The following is a 20,330-nucleotide window of genomic DNA, read 5'->3' on the forward strand; positions in this document are numbered from 1 at the left end:
TTAAAAATAGGCTTTTTTATTTCGCTTTTTAAATTACATCGCTACGGCTTTAGCGCGAGCTGCATGCAATTTTTTATAGCTCTCGATCAGACGTAAATGGCGATCAAGTCCTTCTAATTTCATACTTGTTGGTGTTAAGCCATAGAAACGAACACTACCATCGACAGAACCTAATACCGCATCCATTCGTGTATCACCAAACATACGGCGGAAATTAGTCAGGTAGTCTTCAAGCTCCAGTTCTTCATCCAACATCACTTCAAGCACCACGTTCATGCACTGATAGAACAAACCACGCTCAACGGTGTTAGTGTTATATTGCAGGTAAGTTTCGACTAACTCTTTTGCCTCTTCAAATTGCTGCAAAGCAACGTAAATCAACAATTTCAACTCTAAAATCGTGAGCTGTCCCCAAACTGTATTGTCATCAAATTCAATGCCAATGAGTGTGGTGATTTCGGTGTAATCGTCTAACTCACATTCTTCTAAGCGTTCAACTAACGCCTCAAGCTGTTCATCATCCAAACGATGCAGATTTAAAATATCTTCACGGAATGAAAGTGCTTTATTGGTATTGTCCCAAATCAAATCTTCAACGAGATAAATTTCTGAATAATCCGGCACTAAAATACGGCAAGCGGTCGCACCTAGGTGCTCATATACTGCCATATAAACTTCTTTGCCCATCTCTTCGAGAATACCGAACAATGTTGCAGCTTCGTCTGCATTCGACTCTTCGCCTTCTCCAGAAAAATCCCACTCAACAAAGTCATAGTCAGATTTAGAACTAAAGAAACGCCAAGATACCAAACCGCTTGAGTCAATAAAATGCTCAACAAAGTTGTTCGGCTCAGTGACCGCATTACTTTGGAAAGTCGGTTGAGGCAAATCATTTAAGCCTTCAAAACTACGGCCTTGAAGTAATTCAGTCAGACTACGTTCCAACGCAACTTCAAAACTTGGATGCGCACCGAAAGACGCAAACACCCCACCCGTACGTGGGTTCATTAAAGTCACACACATTACAGGGAACTGGCCACCTAATGATGCATCTTTAACTAATACAGGGAAACCTTGCTCTTCTAGACCTTTAATACCAGCAACAATACTTGGGTATTTTGCTAATACGTCTTCAGGAACATCTGGAAGTGCAATTTCACCTTCTAAAATTTCATGTTTTACAGCACGTTCAAAAATTTCTGACAAGCATTGAACTTGGGCTTCTGCCAAAGTGTTGCCCGCACTCATACCATTACTTAAGTACAAGTTTTCAATTAAATTTGATGGGAAATAGACAACTTCACCGTCAGACTGGCGCACAAAAGGTAGCGAGCAAATACCACGCTCTACGTTGCCTGAGTTGGTGTCATATAAATGTGTGCCAAGCAACTCATCATCTGGGTTATAAATCTCAAGACAGTATTCATCTAAGATTTCTTTAGGTAATTCACCATTTGGACCCGGTTTAAACCATTTTTCATCTGGATAATGCACAAATTCAGCATTGGCAATATCTTCACCCCAGAACTGGTCGTTATAGAAGAAGTTACAGTTTAAACGCTCAATAAACTCGCCTAATGCAGATGCTAAAGCACTTTCTTTAGTTGCACCTTTACCATTGGTAAAACACATCGGAGACTGTGCATCACGAATATGTAACGACCATACATTCGGGACAATATTACGCCAAGATGCGATTTCGATCTTCATGCCCAAATTTGCCAAAATGGCAGACATATTGGCAATGGTTTCTTCTAATGGCAGGTCTTTACCTTGAATATAGGTATGGCTTTCTGAAGTTAGGCTTGGTAATAACAATGCTTGTGCATCTGCATCAATACTTTCAACTTCTTCAATAATAAATTCGGGACCCGTTTGAATCACTTTTTTAACAGTACAACGGTCAATCGAACGTAAAATCCCTTGGCGATCTTTCTCTGAAATATCGGCTGGTAATTCAATTTGAATTTTAAAGGTTTGCTTATAGCGGTTTTCAGGATCAACAATATTATTTTGCGATAAACGAATGTTATCGGTTGGGATATCTCGAGCTGCACAATAGACTTTTACAAAGTACGCTGCGCACAATGCTGACGATGCTAAAAAATAGTCAAATGGGCCCGGTGCCGAACCGTCACCCTTATAGCGAATTGGTTGATCGGCAATTACCGTAAAGTCATCGAACTTAGCTTCCTGTCGAAGATTGTCGAGATAATTAACCTTGATTTCCATGCTGGCACCTAAATATTTTTATGTGTCAGCACAGACACATAAAATTCTAAATATTGAAATATAAGCCGAATCACAGCGAAGAAATTGACTTAAAAAAATGAGAGATTAAAGCCATGTGTTTAATGAACGACTCAATTGGCTTTAATAAGATTGGCGGTATTATAGAGTGATTTTGTGAAGTTGATAACTAAAGTTAAAACATTGATGCTCACAATGTTTTAACTTGTCTTTAATTTAATAAATATTGAGTGTTAAAACTTAAAAGTGTAATCAATATTCAACCGCGTTTCATTGGTCGAATGAAAGGTCATATTGGTAGGCATATCGTTGCGATAGTGAGAAAAACGAGCTCGCACTCCCAAACCTTTTAACTTACCTTCAGGAATTTTATAGCCCAAATCAAATTCCATCGACTCTTCTTTAAAACGTTGGTCGCCATATTGCAATAAATCAATATCTTCACCTTTTGCGTAGCGAGTCATAAAGCGTAGTCCATTTAATGAAATATCACCTATCCGCGCATTTTTAAAGTCATATTCATAACGAATCGAATAGACTTTTTCGTCTTTATTTGAATAGTCCGAGCTCATAAAATCAAGCACAACTGGACTTTCAGTTCCCGACAAAAATGGAAGACCAGTTGAACCAAACGACTGCATGTAACCCAAAGAAACCGTATGATTTTGATAGTTCAAACCAAATAAGCCGCTAATATGGCGGTTATCGACCTCTCCTATTTTTTTGCTTCCAGTTTCTTCACTATTAAAAAAACGTACATCGCTTAAAAAATTAAGCCGATCGTTTAAAGGTTGTTTTCCGTTAAAACCTAAAAACTGTTGCTGGTAAATATCTTTGAGTTCAGCATGATAAGCACGTAAACGGTAATCCTTTAACTGATAGCTTCCACCTAGTGTATAAAAAGAATCAGTAGTTGCCGCTTTGTCAAAACGATGGTTGATATTGTCCGTTCCAACATCGGTATAACGAATGGAATCGCGCTGCCGCACTTCATCGACATAAAACCCTTCGAGTTGAAGATTTGGAATTTCATTTGAAACAAAGCGAATACCGCGATAAGTCTGTGGAAACAAGCGCGCTGGCGATGAAAATATGGTTGGTAATTGCGGAACCAGATCACCCACAAAAAGCTCATTTTTTCTAAATTTAGCCTTCCCTGTAATACCAATTTTTCCATAATAATCGTCACGCGAGTTATCAGTATTGACTGGTAATAAGCCACTACGTGCATAGTCATCAGCGCAACTTCCCATCAGGTTAAAACCCGCCATTGCCAGCACATCAACACCGAATCCAACTGTTCCTTCGGTATAACCAGACTGCCCTTTAAAAATTAGACCCTGCGCCCAATCTCTGGCTGCGGTATAGGGATATGGGTCTTTTTTATAGTCTCGGTCAAAGTAAAAATTACGAAGTGTCAGCTCAGCTTTACTGTCTGCAATAAACTCGGCATGTACGACTTGACTAAATAATGGGCACAAGCATACCCCCACCCACAATGGTGTCTTTTTCATTTTTATCTCAACTATTTAATTTTAATGGATTAAGGTGCTGTTTTAAGAGAGTAGTTTTGCTCTTTTTGACTGCGGTAAAAAGCATTGCCCAAACTTAAAATCAGGAAAATAGCCAAAATAAACACCACACCGTAATAGGCATACAGTGTTGCGGGTGCTATACCTTTATCCAGAAAAATGCCTGCGACCGTTGGCGATAAAATTGCCCCAATTCGTCCAAAACCAATTGCATATCCCACGCCGCGACTACGAATTTCAGCATCGTAAATTGTTGGAGAAATAGAATATAAACCTGCTACACAGCCATTAATAAGTGTGCCAAGTAATAACCCAACCATGAGTGCAACACTGACTTGAGCGGAGACTGCGACAAATAGGAAAACACATGCCGAGGTTAGCCCTAAAAATAGACTTAAGGCATAGAAAATTTTCATGCGTGATGCTAATAAACCAATAATGGCTGCCCCGAAAATCCCGCCAATACTAATTAAAATGCCAGTACTTACACCTTGGTGTGGCGACATCCCCATTGAAATAAGAATTTTTGGTGTCCAGCTCATGACAAAGTAAAAGCCAAACATCACTAAAAAGAATGCAAACCACAAACAAAGTGTTTGAAATCCAAGTTGTCCAGCAAATAGTTTGCCCAGTTCACTACCATTTTGCGTGCTGATTTTTTCATAATGCGGCATAACTGGTAATTCATTTAGCCCCATACGATTTACAGTTGCATTAATTCGTTCTAATGCCTGTTTTGGTCGTTTTGCGAGTAAGTAATCTAAAGATTCAGGTAATAACCATGCGCTAATTAGCAGCATTCCAATGGTTGTAATCCCACCTGCTAAAAAGATTGAGCGCCAACCTAAGTGCTCAATCAATGCAAGTGATAGTACCCCGCCCAGTGTCGCGCCAATTCCATAACCGGTAGACATTAAGCTCACAGCAAGACTGCGCCAGCGAGCATTGGCATATTCACTCGCCAATACATTACTACTCGCAAGGATGCCACCCACCCCAATTCCAGTAATAAACCGAAGTGCGGCTAACATGCCGTGACTTTGCACAAAAGCACAGCCCAGCATGCTCAGACCTGCAATGACAAGACAAACTAAGATGAGTAAACGTCGACCGATTTTATCGGCTAAAGGTGCAAGAAAAATGGAACCAGCAGCCATTCCAAAAAGGCCTGAACTCAGCAATAAGCCAATTTGCGCACCTGAAAGTGACCATTCTGCTGACACAGATGGAGCAGTAAATGCCATTACCATCACGTCAAAGCCATCAATAATATTGAGACAAATACAGATCAAAATAGCAAACCATTGATAACGGCTCATGTTGTTTTGATTGATCTCACTTAGAACGTCTCTTTCCATTTGTGTATCTCCCTTGGATAAGACATACACACGACATTGCTGATATGAGCGATTGGGTGGTTATGCACATCCGTATCCATAATGACCTAGAGGAATATTTGTTTTTTGAGCATCCTGCTCTTTTTCTATACTGAATATTTGGATCCAAAAAATCAACAATATTTTTAAATTTTAATTAACAACGGATTAAATAATTGAAAAATATATTTATAATTTATTCTAGATTTATAGAGTAAAAAATATGGATCCATAAATTATTTATCTATTTTTAAATTTGTAATTTCAAGAGTTATCCAAATATAGTATGGGATTGAAGAATTATGGATCCAAATAAAAGCTAACAAAAATCTCGATCATAAAATTTAAAAGAAACACAAAAAGCCTGTAGAGACATTAAAAAAACATACATAACAACCAAACCTAAAGATCAATATTTTTAAAAAATATACTGCTTATCAATTGACCAATATTTTTATTTATTATAAATTGGATCCAATAAGTGATAAGGAGTCGTCACAAATGTTTATTAAAAATGCTTGGTATGTTGCCTGCCGCCCAGAAGAAATCCAAGACAAACCATTAGGTCGCACTATCTGTGGTGAAAAAATTGTTTTTTATCGCGGCAAAGAAAACCAAGTTGCAGCCGTTGAAGACTTTTGTCCCCATCGCGGTGCCCCACTTTCACTTGGCTATGTCGAAGATGGCAACCTTGTATGTGGTTATCATGGTTTAGTCATGGGCTGTGACGGAAAGACCGTTTCAATGCCAGCTCAACGTGTAAATGGTTTCCCTTGCAACAAAGCATATGCAGTTATTGAAAAGTTTGGTTTTATTTGGGTATGGCCGGGCGAGAAAGCTTTAGCAGATGAAGCAAAACTGCCAACTTTAGAATGGGCAGATCACCCTGAATGGAGCTATGGTGGAGGCCTATTTCACATTCAGTGTGACTATCGCTTGATGGTCGATAACCTGATGGATTTAACCCACGAGACCTATGTTCACTCAAGCAGCATCGGACAAAAAGAGATTGATGAATCATTACCTGTCACTAAAGTTGACGGCGACCATGTGATTACCGAACGCTATATGGAAAATGTAATTGCACCTCCATTTTGGCAAATGGCCCTTCGTGGTAACCACTTGGCAGATGATGTACCTGTTGACCGTTGGCAACGTTGCCACTTCTTTGCGCCAAGTAATGTCCACATTGAAGTAGGTGTAGCGCATGCTGGACATGGTGGTTATTACGCACCAAGTGACAAAAAAGTTTCCTCAATTGTGGTCGATTTTATTACGCCAGAAACCGAAACCTCACACTGGTATTTCTGGGGAATGGCACGTAACTTCCAGCCAGATAATGCTGAACTCACCGATCAAATTCGTGAAGGCCAAGGCAAAATCTTTACTGAAGATTTAGAAATGCTGGAGCAACAGCAGCAAAATATTTTAAGCAATCCACATCGCAAGTTACTCATGCTCAACATTGACGCAGGCGGTGTACAGTCTCGTAAGGTGATTGAGCGACTGCTTGCCGAAGAAAATAAAACACCTCCTGAAACGTCCGTACAGAAGTTTCCAAACATTCGGATTATTTAAAGGAGTATGAACATGGACGTTATTATTCAAAAAATTCACCAGCTCACCCCGACCATCCGTGCGTTTGAATTGGTTGCAGCAAATGGTACAGAGCTACCGAATTTTGAAGCAGGTGCACATATTGATGTGCATCTTAAAAACGGTCTCACCCGCCAATATTCACTTTCAAATTGTTGCAGTGAAAAGCATCGTTATGTCATTGGTGTTTTACATGATGCCAATTCACGCGGTGGTTCACGTTGCATCCACACTGAATATCGTGAAGGCGATCATTTAAAGATTGGTGAACCACGTAATTTATTTGAGATTCACCCTCAGACAAAACAGGCAGTTTTATTTGCAGGTGGTATTGGTATTACCCCTATTTTATCGATGGCGTATCGACTTAAGTCGGCCAATATTCCTTTCGAATTGCACTACTTTGTTCGTAGTCATGAAATGATTGCTTTCTATGGCAACTTAACCGAGCACTTTGGTGACCAAGTTCATTTTCATATTCAAGATCAGCCAGATACCGAATGTAATATGGCAGAGGTTTTAGGCCAAGCTTCACCAAATAGACACTTATATGTATGTGGGCCTACAGGGTTTATGCAGTTTGTCATGAGCTCAGCCGAACAAGCTGACTGGCACAGCGAACAGTTACATCAAGAGCATTTTGTCGCTCAAAAAGTAGATACATCTAGCGATGAAGCTTTTACCATTGAAGTTAAAGGTACGGGCCGTCGAATTGAAGTATTACCAGAGCAAACTGCTACTGAGGCATTAATTGCAAATGGTTTTGATATCCCAGTTTCATGTGAACAAGGTATTTGCGGGACCTGTATTACCCACGTAGTAGAAGGTACGCCTGATCATCGAGATATGTTTATGACCGATGAGGAACATGCTTTGAACGACCAATTTACGCCCTGCTGTTCTCGTGCAAAAACTAAAAATCTTGTGATTGAACTTTAATATTTAAGTTCCTTTATTCAGAAATAAAGGAACTTATTTCAGCTTAAGCGCTGAGAACATTTCTTAGCGTTTCACCTAAAATTACCACGCTACTGTGCTCACGCATTAAGGTTTCAGCACGTCCTGCCTGACGATGGACCAATGCATCAAAAATCGAGCAATGCTGTAAATGTGCATAGTGCAAACGGCGATATTCTGACAAAGCTCGGTTCTGGTCATAGGTAATGGCTTGAGCAGAAGCCATCGGCAATTGGTTGTTTTTTGCTAAGGCTTGTATGAGTGCGACGTTTTGCGCACCCTCAATAATGGTGTCATGAAAAATGACATTAAAATGGTGATAACGTTCCAGTTCAGCATCGCCAAACTCGTCTTTATCATTAAATAGTTTTTCAGTTTCTTGAATGCAATGTTGCAACGTCTTTTTCTGCTCTTCGCTCAAACCTTGTTCTGCCAAAGTTTTCGCAGCTAATCCTTCCAGCACACCACGCACTTCGAGTGCATCATGAACCAGTTGTTCTGAAATTTCACGAACCGTGTAACCACGAGTTGGGTTTTTAATGAGGAGGCCTTCTTGCTCGAGCAAGCGAAAGGCAATACGAACAGGCTGCCTTGAAACACCAAGTAACTCGGCAGTCGGAATTTCGGCAATTCTGGCACCGCCTTCAAGTTCCCCTGAAATAATCATTTTTCTTAGTTTAAGTAAAACTTGTTGTCCTGAAGACATTCGCTGCCACACATCACCAAAAACGTCACTTCGATGCTAGCAAGTTCATTTGTAAAATGAAATAAATTTTCTGTGTGAATCAGTGCTTAAGAATTTTTATTAAGTTTAATAAATTAAATTGCAAACTACCTTTCATCAAAGGTTTTTAAGATTATTGACCATAATATCGAGATTATTACGGATTAAATAAGCCAAGTTAATATCAATGCCTTCAAGCATTTTTTCTTCAACTTTTAAAACCACTTCATTACATTTATTTAGCTTTTCGACACCGCTTTCAGTCAGGGTAATTAAAATACGGCGACCATGTGTTGGGTCTGGTTTTTTCTCAATCCAGCCATTGACCAGTAAATCTTGCAAAATTTTGTTGGCCGATTGCGGCTTAATAAAAGAGCGCTCAGCAAGTTTGGCATTGGATACATTACTTTTTGAAGCTAAAACAGAAAGTGCAGTAAATTGCGGCAAGGTAATCTCAAGCTCTTTTAAATGTTCTGTTAAATGTTTACTAATAATTCGGTCAACACGAGCAATCATGTAACTTAACTTAGGCTCATCTTCTACTTTTTTTTGAACTGAATTCGAACGTACCATAACCTTTCAATCATCATAAGAAAATCTTTAGTGAAAGTATGAGGCGCTAACCCCATACTTTCGTTAAAACTTAGCGAGCACCTGAGCTTTGTACTAAATGTACAGGCTGTTTAGGTTTTTTGACAAGAAGTAATGCAGAGATCGCTGCAATTAAAATCACCGGAATGCTTGAACCAATCACAATGGTCGAGCTTTGGCCAAGCGAGAGTAAAAAACCAGCCATTAAAGGTCCTGCAAAAGAACCAATACGCCCAATTGCAACCGCTGAACCTACACCTGTTCCACGCATTTCGGTTGGATAATACATGGCAGCCAAACCGTACAACGCCGATTGTCCGCCTACAATGAATAAACCACAACCTACTGCCGAAAGTGCAAGTAAAGCCACGGTCGGAGAAATTGCTAAACAACAAAGCGAAAATAAAATGCCGAGATAAATTAGCTTAATCACAAAGCTCATTCGTAATTTATCAAGTAATACACCCATGAGGATTGAACCTAAAATTCCGCCAACGTTGTAACCCATCTGCACATAGTTTGCCTGAAGTTTCGATAAGCCTTGCGCGCCCATCAGTAACGGCAACCAATTCAATAAGAAATACAGTACAACGAGCGTACAGAAAAAACTTACCCAAAGTTGAATCGTCGACATACGACGCTCTTTGGCAAATAAAACTTCCAAGAATGGAGTCGTTTTTTGCGCTTGACCTTTACGTTGTAAATAATCATTTGACTCAGGTAAAAAGCGCATAATCAGTGGAATGAGTAAAATAGGCGCAATCCCACCAATATAGAAAATATGACGCCACTCTGCGTCGCCAGCCAACGACATGGCAACTACAGAAGTAAGTAATCCACCAAAAGGAATACCGCTATACATAATACTTACCGCGGTACCTTTATATTTATCAGGTACAGCTTCAGATGCCAATGTAATCATCATCGGAAGTGCCCCCCCCATTCCTAAACCAGTACAAAAACGAATGAGTAACAGCAAACTAAAGTTAGCAGCATAAGCCGTTAGCAAAGACATAATTCCAAAAAGTAAAATACTAAAAATCAGAATTTTCTTACGCCCGACAATATCGGCAAATCTACCGCCTAATATGGCACCTGGTAGTGTTCCTAAAATTGCAGCACTAAATGCCCACGCCATCTGACCATTGTCCAACATAAACTCAGCCCGCATTCGTGGAGCGGCTACCCCCATTGACTGAAGATCAAAACCTTCAAAAATTGCTATTGCAAAGCATAATAGCAACGTGATTTTTGCCCTTGCAGACTGTCCTAATATCTTTTCCATTGTGTTATCCCTTATTGACTAGTCGTTCCATTTAGCCCTTTGTGTATTATTGTTTAAACACACCAAAAATATCAGTTAAACTTACTAAAAAATCAACATATTTTTATATTAAATCATCAATAAAATTAATTAATATTTAAAATACAATGAATTATAAAATATTTATGAAATTTTATAAAAAAGACTTGAATGTAAGTTTAACTGATATTAAATTAAATCCCAGAACAGCTAAAAATCATTCAAGGAGTATGAAGATGAGTTATGAAAACCGCTGGGAAACAGTAGATGTTAAAGTTGAAGATGGAATTGCATGGGTAACACTAAACCGCCCAGAAAAGAAAAATGCCATGAGCCCAACACTCAACCGTGAAATGATTGATGTACTTGAAGCGATAGAACTTGATCAAAATGCACGTGTGCTTGTGTTGACAGGTGCAGGCGATTCTTGGACAGCAGGCATGGACTTAAAGGAATATTTCCGTGAAGTCGATACTCAGCCAGAAATTTATCAAGAACGTATTCGCCGTGACTCATGCCGTTGGCAGTGGCAACTTCTTCGCATGTATTCAAAACCAACGATTGCTATGGTCAACGGCTGGTGCTTTGGAGGCGGTTTCTCACCTTTAGTGGCTTGTGACCTCGCAATTGCAGCAGATGAAGCAACTTTCGGTTTATCTGAAATTAACTGGGGTATCCCACCGGGTAACCTTGTAAGCAAAGCAATGGCAGACACTGTTGGTCACCGTGCCTCTTTGTACTACATCATGACGGGTAAAACCTTTAGTGGTAAAGAAGCTGAAACTATGGGCCTTGTAAATAAAAGCGTACCGCTTGAACAATTAAAAGCAGAAGTGACTGAGCTTGCAAACTGTCTACTTGAGAAAAACCCTGTGGTTCTTCGTACCGCTAAAAATGGATTTAAGCGTTGTCGTGAACTGACTTGGGATCAAAACGAAGACTACTTATATGCCAAACTTGATCAATGTATCCACCGCGATACGGAAAACGGTCGCCAAGAAGGTTTGAAACAATTTTTAGATGAAAAATCAATTAAACCGGGTTTACAGAGCTATAAACGTACTGGTTAACTTTTGATTCTCTAATGGCAATGTAAGGACACAACCCATGCAAAATGTACAGTTACTTATTCACGGTCAATCTGTTGATGCATCAAATCAGGCAACTTTTGAGCGTATCAGTCCTATTGATGGATCAGTGGCAACTAAAGCCGCTGCTGCAACATTGGAAGATGTTGATCGTGCAATAGACTCGGCACAACAAGCTTTCAAAATATGGTCGAAACTCTCGCCTACCGAACGTCGCTTACGTTTGTTAAAAGCAGCTGATCTAATGGACCAAAAAACCGAGCAATTCATTGAAACTGGAATGCAAGAAACAGGTTCAACTGCAACATGGTATGGGTTTAACGTTCATCTTGCTGCCAACATGTTACGTGAGGCCGCAGCCATGACCACACAAATTGACGGAAGTCTGATTCCGTCAGATGTGCCGGGCAATCTTGCAATGGGTGTGCGGGTTCCTTGTGGTGTGATTGTAGGAATTGCACCTTGGAACGCCCCTGTCATTTTGGCAACACGTGCGCTTGCTATGCCTTTGGCTTGTGGCAACACCGTTGTATTAAAAGCATCGGAAGCCTGCCCAGCAACACATCGTTTAATTGGTGAAGTGTTACATGAAGCAGGTCTTGGCGAAGGTGTGGTGAATGTAATTACGCATGCCGCTGAAGATGCACCACAAATCGTGGAGCGTTTAGTCTCTCATCCAGCCGTGAAGCGTATTAATTTTACGGGTTCAACCAAAGTCGGAAAAATTATTGCAGAGACTGCGGCTAAATATTTAAAACCTGTTTTACTTGAATTGGGTGGTAAGGCCCCTGTCGTGGTTTTAAATGAAGCTGAAATTAATGAAGCCGTAAATGCAGTCGCTTTTGGAGCGTTCTTTAATCAGGGTCAAATCTGTATGTCGACCGAACGTGTTTTGGTTCAAGACAAAATTGCCGACCAATTTATTGAAAAGCTGATTGAGAAAACCCGCGCTATTCGGGCAGGTAATCCAACTTCAAAAGACAATGTACTCGGTGTTTTAGAAAGTCGCCGTGCTGCAAACCGCATTCAGCATTTGCTGGAAGATGCTCAAAACAAAGGTGCTGACTTACCTTTAGGCATTCATATTGAAGACACCACCATGCAACCGACACTGGTACTCAATATTAAACCTGACATGCTGCTTTACCGTGAAGAATCATTTGGGCCTGTATGCACAGTTCAACGTTTTTCAAGCATTGAAGAAGGCGTAGCACTGGCAAATGACAGCGAGTTCGGTCTTTCTTCAGCAGTGTTTAGTCAAAATATTTCGCAGGCATTAGAAGTCGCTCAACAGATTGATTCGGGTATTTGTCACATTAACGGCGCAACCGTACATGACGAAGCTCAAATGCCATTTGGTGGAACAAAATCGAGTGGTTACGGACGTTTTGGTAGTAAAGTCTCTGTTGCCGAATTTACCGAACTACGCTGGATTACCATTCAAACCCAATCACGTCATTACCCGATTTAGTCAGGGTAATGCGAACACAGACATATTAAATAAAAATTGCATGATGCAAAAAATAAAGCGCAGTGATGCGCTTTCCATGGAGTGAAAGAAATGCAAATGAATGCCACTCAATCACAAGACCGCGAACGGTTCGTAAAATTAGGGCAACATGATATTCATCATCACCACAAAGATGACACGCTCTATATCAGCCCAAAAGAGCAATTAAAACCGTATCCACAAAAACTGACAGATCGTTTAATTCATTTTGCACAAACTAAACCAGACCATATTTTTGCAGCAAAACGCAATGCTCAAGGTGAATGGGTCAAACTGAGTTATGCAGAAGTTTTACAACGTGCATGGCACATTGCTCAGGCATTACATGACCGTAAGTTAAGCCAAGAAAGACCTCTGGTCATTTTAAGTGGTAATGATCTCGAACATTTAACACTGTCTATGGCCGCCATGCTGGCAGGTGTGCCTTTTTCAGCAATTTCACCAGCCTACTCTCTTATTTCTCAAGACTTTGGCAAACTTAAACATGTGTTTGAAGTGCTTACACCTGGTATGGTCTATGCCAGCGATGGACAAGCTTTTGCCAAAGCGATTCAGGCATGTATTACACCTGACATTGAAGTGGTGACCAATAAAGGGATTGTGGGCGATCAGATCTGCACATCTTTTCAATCGCTTTTAGATACGCCTGTTTCAAATGTTCAAGAGTTTTACCAAACCCTTGATGAAAACCAGATTGCCAAATTCTTATTTACATCAGGTTCAACCAAATTGCCTAAAGCTGTGCCGACCACGCATTTAATGTTGTGTGTTAATCAGCAAATGTTATTACAAACTTTCCCTGAGTTTGAAGAAACGCCGCCTGTCCTACTCGACTGGCTATCTTGGCACCACACATTTGGCGGCAGTCATAATGTCGGCATTGCACTCTATAACGGCGGTACCATTTACATTGATGACGGTAAACCCGTTGCAGGAAAATTTGACGAAACCATTCGCAATCTGAAAGAAATTTCTCCAACCGTTTATTTAAATGTGCCAAAAGGCTGGGAAGAACTCACCGAAGCTTTAGAAAAAGATGAAGAATTAAGAGACCGCTTTTTTGCCAAAGTTAAAATTTTATTCTTTGCAGGTGCAGCGCTTTCAGAAGCGGGCTGGAACAGACTCGATAAAATTGCTCAGCAACATTGCGGAGAAAAAATCCGCATTATGAGCGGCTTGGGCATGACTGAAACTGCTCCCTCTTGTGCTTTTACAACTGGTCCACGCGTAATGGCTGGCTTTATTGGTTACCCTGCTCCGGGATGTGAAATTAAGCTAGTGCCATGTGGTGACAAACTTGAGTTTTGTGTTCGTGGCAAACATGTCATGAAAAGCTATTGGCGTTTAAAGGCAGACCAACAAAGCACTGTATTTGACGATGAAGGCTTTTTCCATACTGGCGATGCCGTTCGTTTAGTCGATGTCAATGATCCAACTAAAGGTCTCATGTATGACGGACGAATTGCTGAAGACTTTAAACTCAATACGGGTACTTTTGTGAATGTGGGCACATTACGCAACAAAGTGCTCATTCAAGGTAACTTACTCATCCAAGATGTTTGTATTACTGGTTCAAACCTAAATGCGGTTGGCTTTTTGATTTTTCCAAAATTAGAAGCTTGCGCTCAATATGCAGGTCTTAAGCTTGGTGAACATTCTCAAGCAGAGATATTACAGCATCCTAAAGTCCAGCAATGGTTCCGCCAATTTTTAACAACCTTTAATAAAGATGCGACTGGCAGTTCAAACACAGTCTCAATGCTTTATTTAATGACCGAGCCACCTCAACTCGATGCTGGCGAAGTGACTGATAAAGGCAACCTCAATCAAAGCAGTATTACCAAGCGTCGTGCCGCTTTAATTGATGAGCTTTATCAAAAGCAGACTGATAACCCACTGATTATTCGGGTGCCCACCTTAAAACAATAAGCAATTGAAATAAAAAAGGAAGCTCAAACTTCGGTTTGGGCCTTAGCCTCACTTTTGCCAAAAAAAGGTTCAACATGCCACACGATACAGAATTTGAACTATTTCGGGACAGCTATCGCAGGTTCTTAAAAGAACAGGTTGCTCCGTATTATGAACAGTGGGAACACGATGGTCTTATCCCACGTGATCTATGGCTTCGTCTTGGGGAAAATGGCTTTTTGTGCGTCGATGTACCCGAGGAATATGGCGGTTACGGCGCTCCTGTGCACTACTCACTGATGCTGGTTCAAGAAACGGCTCAAGCTGGCTTTGCGTCTTTGGCGGTTGCGATTGGCGGGCAAAATGAGTTGGTCTCTCCTTATCTGCAAAATATTGGAACTGAAGAGCAAAAACGTTATTGGCTACCGAAAATGGTGACAGGTGAAGTCGTCACTGCAATTGCCATGACAGAGGCCAATGCAGGTTCAGACTTACAGGCCATACGCACTCAAGCCATTTTAGAAAATGACCACTACCGTGTGAATGGTTCAAAAACGTTTATTTCAAATGGTTTGCATGCTGACCTGATTGTTCTGGTGGCGAAAACCGATCCGCAAGCCAAAGCAAAAGGCATTTCCATTTTATTAGTCGATGCTGCGTTAGATGGCGTTAAAAAAGGCCGTTCCTTACAAAAAATTGGACTGCATGCCCAAGATACAGCCGAACTATTTTTTGATGATGTTTGTGTACCTGCAACTCAGCGTTTAGGTGAGGAAGGACAAGGCTTTGCCTATTTAATGCAAGAGTTACCGCGTGAGCGTTTGAGCATTTCCATGATGGCTTTGGGGTCAATTTTAGGGGCTATTGAAATTACTAAAGACTATGTTTTGGAACGTAAAGCTTTCGGACAGCCGTTAAGCCAAATGCAAAACACACGCTTTGTGCTCGCAAACGCTCAAATCAAAGCAAAAGCCGCTCAAGCTTTTGTAGACCAATGTGCAGCGCTGTATCAACAACACCAGTTAAGCATCACTCAAGTTGCCGCATTGAAATGCTTTATTACCGATGCCCAATGTGAAGTGATTGATCAATTACTTCAGCTTTTTGGTGGCTACGGTTACATGCAGGAATATCCGATTTCACGCTTTTTTGTGGATGCGCGGGTACAAAAAATTTATGGGGGAACCAATGAAATTATGAAAGAAATCGTGGCCCGAGAACTGCTCGGAAAATAATTCGATTTAAAACCAAACAAGGCAGACACAACAACTATGCCTTATTGAAAACAAAAAAATGTTATTTCAGGAAGAAATGCTATGTCGAAATTATGGATGTACTCTACCCTTATGCTCTCTGGTTCAGTGTGGGCTGGCAATTTTATTGACAACAGCTCAGTAGAACTCACCACACGAAATTTCTATTTTGACCGCGACTACCAAGAGCAATCTGCTTACCCTGCTGCCAAGGACTGGACTCAAGGGTTTATTCTTAAAGCCAATTCAGGTTATACCGAAGGGACTGTCGGTTTCGGGCTGGATGTGCTTGCAACAGCAGGCTTTAAACTCGATGCCGATGCCGAGCACGGAGGTACAGGAAACTTACCTAGAGACACGCGTACCAATGAACCTGCTGACTCTTATGGCGAAATTGGGGTCACAGCAAAAGCGAAAATGAGCCAAACCGAGCTACGCATTGGTACGCTAATGCCGATGAACCCAGTTTTAGTGGCTTCACCTGCTCGTTTGCTTCCTCAAACCTATCGAGGCATTTCACTGACCAGTAAAGATATTAAAGATTTTGATTTACAGGCAGCCTACCTCGATAAAGTGAATCATCGTGATTCGACCAACTATGAAAAAATTAAAATTTCAGGGGTAAATGGACGCTTTAAAAGTGCTGAAACGGATGGGCTTTATTACTTAGGTGGAAACTATCAGTTTAATCCCGCACTCAAGCTCACCGCTTTTTATATGGATGTCGATGATCTTTATAACCAAACCATGGTGGGTGCCTTACATCAACACAAAATTAATGACACCACCAATCTTAGCTCTCAATTACGTTACTACCGCAGCCGAGATGATGGACAAGCAAAAGCAGGCTTAGTCGATAATGACCTTTATCATGCGCATTTCGAACTTAAACATCAAAACCATAAATTTATTTTCGGAACTTTTCAGCATCACGGCGACACCGCCTTTCCGTATTTAACAGGAGGTGAAACTGGGCTTCTCATTGACACATGGCCAGGTGAGTTTTTAAACCCAAAAGAAAAAGCCTATAGCTTCCGCTATGAATATGACTTTAAAGATTATGTGCCGGGTTTACGTTTCATGACTCGTTACACCACAGGCCACAATATTTATGCACCTAACTTAGGTGGCACCAATTTAAAAGAGCGAGAAACAGACTTTGATTTAGGCTACACCGTTCAAAGTGGCTGGTTGAAAAATCTAGGGTTACGCGCGCGTTATGCCATTTATGACAACAACATGCTCTCTACAGCCAACATCAAACCTGTAAACGAAACCCGCATCAACATTGACTACACATGGAAATTTAAATAATTCAAAACAAGAGGTTCTGTCACACATAGAACCTCTTTTTATTTCGGGAAATTCATCATGAAGAAAGTTGTAACTCTACTCTGCGGAATGAGTCTGTTTGCCCTGACTCATGCCGAAACCCAATATAGTCCGCCACCTATTCAGCTTGAGCCTTTAGCAAAATTCAGTGTTGATTTAAATGCGCCTGTTTGGGAGTTAGGCACCACCAGTGATGCAGGTAAACGCCGAATTATTCCCATTACCGGTGGGACATTCGAAGGCAAAACACTTAAGGGCCACATTTTAAATAATGGTGCAGATTGGCAAATTGTCGACAGTAAAGGATTGGCAATTATTGATACGCGATACTTGTTAGAAACCGATGACGGTGCTCTCATTTATCTTCAAACCAAAGGTTACCGACATGGCTCAGCAGAAACACTAAAACAGCTTGCTCAAGGCAAAGATGTCGACCCGAAAAATTACTATTTCAAAATTACCATGCAGTTTGAAACCAGCTCACCTAAATACTCATGGCTTAACCAGACCGTTGCGGTAGGTAGTGCAATGCGCTTGGGTAAAGCAGTTATTTATGATGCCTATACCCTGAAATAATAATTTTTATAACACCAACAAAAAGGATGGACCCTTCACTATGGATCAAAAAATTTTAGAACACTTACCGCCCATCCATCACCATTTGGGTGGACACAATATCCATTGGAATAAAGAAAACACTGAAATCACCATCCACTACACAGCGATAGAAAGCTTTACCAATCCACGCGGCACCGTTGAAGGCGGCATGATCTGCGCCATGCTCGACGATGTGATGGGACTTTTTGCATTTCTTGCAAATGACAGTAAACCCGCTACCACCATCAACTTAACGATGGATTTTTTAAGACCCTGTGCTGTGGGTGAAGTCATTACAAAATGCCGATTCATTAAACAAGGCAAAACTGTACTGAATCTCGAAAGTGAAGCTTGGCAAAACAACAAAATGATTGCACGAAGCACAGCTAATTTTTTGGTTTTAGATTAATTACAAACATTCATTCAATAAGGATATGAATAAATGAATTACACCAACAATAAACGAATTTTGACCCACTCCGCTTTAGTACTTGCCATGCTTGGTTCTTTGGCAGGCTGTGGAAGTGATAATGATGACACAACGATTTCCTCAACAACCAAACCACCGCAGTTATCTCCTGCTGTGGGCGTAAAAATGACAGGAAGCTGTACGGACTTAGTCGGATTTCAATACAACAATACAGTCATTAGCTCCTCCACTCTTCAAGAGGCAGGCACATTGACTGTCGCCAATAAACCGATTGGCGCTCATTGTTTGGTTAAAGGTTATATGGATCAACGTATAAGCCCTGTCGATGGACAAACCTATCAAATTGGTTTTGAAATGCGCCTACCTGTTGACTGGAATGGTCGTTTTCTCTACCAAGGTAATGGCGGAACCGATGGTAATTTAGTCCCTGCAACAGGTCAGGTTGGTAGCGGTGGACCACTGACCAATGCCCTGCATGATGGTTTTGCTGTTATTTCCTCCGACGCCGGACATAACGCTTCACAAAATCCAATGTTTGGTTTAGACCCTCAAGCCAGAATTAACTACGGCTACGGTGCGATTACCAAGCTCACGCCTATGGCAAAAAACCTAATTAAAGCCGCATATGGCAAATTGCCAGATCGTTCCTATGCAGGTGGCACATCGAACGGCGGACGTCATGCCATGATTGCCGCAACCCGTTTGGGCGACCAATATGATGGAATTCTAGCGAGTACACCAGGTTTTCACCTACCTCGTGCAGCCGCGGCTCAACTCTATACAGCACAGCAGCTTCGTCGTGTCGCAACAGATGAAAATGACCTAAGTACCGCTCTTACTCTTACGGAGCGTAAAGTTTTAGCAAAAGCGATTTTAGATCGATGCGATGCCTTAGACGGTATTGCAGATGGCTTGGTTCAAGATGTCGAGGCTTGCCGTACGGCTTTTGATATTCATAAGCATGTACCCGTTTGCTCAAGCACAAGAGATGGTACTTGTTTAAGCACCGAACAAATTGATGTATTAGCCAACATTTACCGTGGTCCTGTAAATTCGGCTGGACAAGCACTCTATGCAACCCAACCTTTCGACCCAGGTTTAGTCGGCAGTAACTGGGCAAGCTGGAAATTTGAATCTTCGGTGGGAACAGCGCGTGACCCCGTTGCAGTCGGAATTCTTTTTCAGGTTCCACCAGACCCAACTGTGACTCAAAACTCTAGACAATTTGCCTTTAATTTTAACTTCGATACCGACTATCCAAAACTATCAGCAACCAATGATGTCTATACCGAAAGTTCGATGTCTTTCATGATGCCACCCGATGAACTCAATCTGGATAAACTCCGTAATCACGGTGGAAAAATGATTGTGGTACAAGGCACAGCAGATGGCGTTTTCTCTGTAGATGACACTCAAAATTGGTACGATCAACTGCTACAACACTATAAAAATGATGCGAAAGGTACAGCGCCTGAATTTGCGCGTTTCTTTAGAGTTCCGGGTATGAACCATACCCGCGATGGCATTGCAACCGACCAATTTGATGCACTAACTGCTTTAGTCAATTGGGTCGAATATGGGCAAGCACCTGACAAAATCATTGCGACGGCACGCGGCGCAGGTAACCTAAGTGGTCAAGTCAATACTGAACTTCCGCAAGATTGGGCACCTGATCGTACCCGTCCACTTTGTCCTTACCCACTGATTGCCCGTTACAATGGTCAAGGCGATAGTGAAAAAGCTGAAAACTTTAGCTGTAAATAACATCCTATAAAATTAAAAGAGAGCTTAAATAAGCTCTTTTTTATTTTGCTAAGCATCACTATTGAATCATTATCAAATGATATTTCATCCAATGCCTGCATCACTGCTAAGATAACACC

Annotated in this window: 16 protein-coding genes; 10 read left to right on the forward strand and 6 right to left on the reverse strand. The window is 41.1% G+C overall.

Going from position 1 to position 20,330, the window contains the following annotated elements:
* Positions 1–33: 33 nt before the first annotated feature.
* From RMA95_RS16300 to RMA95_RS16310, 3 genes are all read right to left on the reverse strand, one after another.
* On the reverse strand, positions 34–2,232 hold the full coding sequence (locus RMA95_RS16300; RefSeq protein WP_311071906.1) for an OsmC domain/YcaO domain-containing protein: 2,199 nt from the start codon (positions 2,230–2,232) through the stop codon (positions 34–36).
* Between the two features lie 251 nt (positions 2,233–2,483).
* Positions 2,484–3,764: an OprD family outer membrane porin gene (locus RMA95_RS16305; RefSeq protein ID WP_311071908.1), complete on the reverse strand. Its 1,281-nt coding sequence runs from the start codon at positions 3,762–3,764 to the stop codon at positions 2,484–2,486.
* 29 nt (positions 3,765–3,793) lie between these two features.
* A complete protein-coding gene (locus tag RMA95_RS16310) occupies positions 3,794–5,140 on the reverse strand; it encodes an MFS transporter (RefSeq protein ID WP_311071910.1) in 1,347 nt (448 codons plus the stop codon).
* 519 nt (positions 5,141–5,659) lie between these two features.
* Between RMA95_RS16310 and RMA95_RS16315 the strand changes: the two genes are divergently transcribed.
* Together RMA95_RS16315 and RMA95_RS16320 are read left to right on the forward strand one after the other, a co-directional pair.
* On the forward strand, positions 5,660–6,736 hold the full coding sequence (locus tag RMA95_RS16315; protein WP_311071913.1) for an aromatic ring-hydroxylating dioxygenase subunit alpha: 1,077 nt from the start codon (positions 5,660–5,662) through the stop codon (positions 6,734–6,736).
* A gap of 12 nt (positions 6,737–6,748) precedes the next feature.
* Positions 6,749–7,693: a PDR/VanB family oxidoreductase gene (locus RMA95_RS16320; protein WP_311071915.1), complete on the forward strand. Its 945-nt coding sequence runs from the start codon at positions 6,749–6,751 to the stop codon at positions 7,691–7,693.
* A gap of 43 nt (positions 7,694–7,736) precedes the next feature.
* On the opposite strand, the gene RMA95_RS16325 is transcribed toward RMA95_RS16320, so the two are convergent.
* From RMA95_RS16325 to mhpT, 3 genes are all read right to left on the reverse strand, one after another.
* The gene (locus RMA95_RS16325) at positions 7,737–8,429 is read right to left on the reverse strand and encodes a GntR family transcriptional regulator (protein WP_199942468.1); all 693 of its coding nucleotides are present in this window, start codon (positions 8,427–8,429) and stop codon (positions 7,737–7,739) included.
* 123 nt (positions 8,430–8,552) lie between these two features.
* A complete protein-coding gene (locus tag RMA95_RS16330) occupies positions 8,553–9,008 on the reverse strand; it encodes a MarR family winged helix-turn-helix transcriptional regulator (RefSeq protein ID WP_005070428.1) in 456 nt (151 codons plus the stop codon).
* A gap of 70 nt (positions 9,009–9,078) precedes the next feature.
* Entirely contained in the window at positions 9,079–10,311 is a 1,233-nt protein-coding gene (mhpT, locus tag RMA95_RS16335) for a 3-(3-hydroxy-phenyl)propionate transporter MhpT (protein ID WP_013198528.1), read from the reverse strand.
* 248 nt (positions 10,312–10,559) lie between these two features.
* Here mhpT and RMA95_RS16340 point away from each other — a divergent pair, with 248 nt between their 5' ends.
* From RMA95_RS16340 to RMA95_RS16375, 8 genes are all read left to right on the forward strand, one after another.
* Entirely contained in the window at positions 10,560–11,399 is an 840-nt protein-coding gene (locus tag RMA95_RS16340; protein ID WP_171056853.1) for a p-hydroxycinnamoyl CoA hydratase/lyase, read from the forward strand.
* Positions 11,400–11,436: 37 nt separating this feature from the next.
* Positions 11,437–12,888 (forward strand): aldehyde dehydrogenase, encoded by a 1,452-nt coding sequence (locus RMA95_RS16345; RefSeq protein ID WP_311071922.1) that lies wholly within the window; start codon positions 11,437–11,439, stop codon positions 12,886–12,888.
* A gap of 81 nt (positions 12,889–12,969) precedes the next feature.
* Positions 12,970–14,856, forward strand: a complete 1,887-nt coding sequence (locus RMA95_RS16350; protein ID WP_311071924.1) for a feruloyl-CoA synthase — start codon at positions 12,970–12,972, stop codon at positions 14,854–14,856.
* Between the two features lie 74 nt (positions 14,857–14,930).
* A complete protein-coding gene (locus tag RMA95_RS16355) occupies positions 14,931–16,070 on the forward strand; it encodes an acyl-CoA dehydrogenase family protein (protein ID WP_311071926.1) in 1,140 nt (379 codons plus the stop codon).
* 81 nt (positions 16,071–16,151) lie between these two features.
* Positions 16,152–17,402, forward strand: a complete 1,251-nt coding sequence (locus RMA95_RS16360; RefSeq protein WP_215901162.1) for an OprD family porin — start codon at positions 16,152–16,154, stop codon at positions 17,400–17,402.
* Between the two features lie 57 nt (positions 17,403–17,459).
* Positions 17,460–17,996, forward strand: a complete 537-nt coding sequence (locus RMA95_RS16365; RefSeq protein WP_311071931.1) for a DUF3237 domain-containing protein — start codon at positions 17,460–17,462, stop codon at positions 17,994–17,996.
* A 40-nt stretch (positions 17,997–18,036) separates the two neighbouring features.
* Positions 18,037–18,426, forward strand: coding sequence for a PaaI family thioesterase (locus RMA95_RS16370; RefSeq protein ID WP_311071933.1), 390 nt, complete (start codon positions 18,037–18,039; stop codon positions 18,424–18,426).
* A gap of 33 nt (positions 18,427–18,459) precedes the next feature.
* Positions 18,460–20,211, forward strand: a complete 1,752-nt coding sequence (locus tag RMA95_RS16375; protein ID WP_311071934.1) for a tannase/feruloyl esterase family alpha/beta hydrolase — start codon at positions 18,460–18,462, stop codon at positions 20,209–20,211.
* Positions 20,212–20,330: the final 119 nt, after the last annotated feature.

Source organism: Acinetobacter sp. V110_1 (assembly GCF_031798975.1).
GTDB lineage: Bacteria > Pseudomonadota > Gammaproteobacteria > Pseudomonadales > Moraxellaceae > Acinetobacter > Acinetobacter nosocomialis_A.

Bases quoted from the DNA above. Each gene is read 5' to 3' on its own strand.
- RMA95_RS16300 (WP_311071906.1), bottom strand. From the start codon at position 2,232: ATGGAAATCAAGGTTAATTATCTCGACAATCTTCGACAGGAAGCTAAG.
- RMA95_RS16305 (WP_311071908.1), bottom strand. From the start codon at position 3,764: ATGAAAAAGACACCATTGTGGGTGGGGGTATGCTTGTGCCCATTATTT.
- RMA95_RS16310 (WP_311071910.1), bottom strand. From the start codon at position 5,140: ATGGAAAGAGACGTTCTAAGTGAGATCAATCAAAACAACATGAGCCGT.
- RMA95_RS16315 (WP_311071913.1), top strand. From the start codon at position 5,660: ATGTTTATTAAAAATGCTTGGTATGTTGCCTGCCGCCCAGAAGAAATC.
- RMA95_RS16320 (WP_311071915.1), top strand. From the start codon at position 6,749: ATGGACGTTATTATTCAAAAAATTCACCAGCTCACCCCGACCATCCGT.
- RMA95_RS16330 (WP_005070428.1), bottom strand. From the start codon at position 9,008: ATGGTACGTTCGAATTCAGTTCAAAAAAAAGTAGAAGATGAGCCTAAG.
- mhpT (WP_013198528.1), bottom strand. From the start codon at position 10,311: ATGGAAAAGATATTAGGACAGTCTGCAAGGGCAAAAATCACGTTGCTA.
- RMA95_RS16340 (WP_171056853.1), top strand. From the start codon at position 10,560: ATGAAGATGAGTTATGAAAACCGCTGGGAAACAGTAGATGTTAAAGTT.
- RMA95_RS16345 (WP_311071922.1), top strand. From the start codon at position 11,437: ATGCAAAATGTACAGTTACTTATTCACGGTCAATCTGTTGATGCATCA.
- RMA95_RS16355 (WP_311071926.1), top strand. From the start codon at position 14,931: ATGCCACACGATACAGAATTTGAACTATTTCGGGACAGCTATCGCAGG.
- RMA95_RS16360 (WP_215901162.1), top strand. From the start codon at position 16,152: ATGTCGAAATTATGGATGTACTCTACCCTTATGCTCTCTGGTTCAGTG.
- RMA95_RS16365 (WP_311071931.1), top strand. From the start codon at position 17,460: ATGAAGAAAGTTGTAACTCTACTCTGCGGAATGAGTCTGTTTGCCCTG.
- RMA95_RS16370 (WP_311071933.1), top strand. From the start codon at position 18,037: ATGGATCAAAAAATTTTAGAACACTTACCGCCCATCCATCACCATTTG.
- RMA95_RS16375 (WP_311071934.1), top strand. From the start codon at position 18,460: ATGAATTACACCAACAATAAACGAATTTTGACCCACTCCGCTTTAGTA.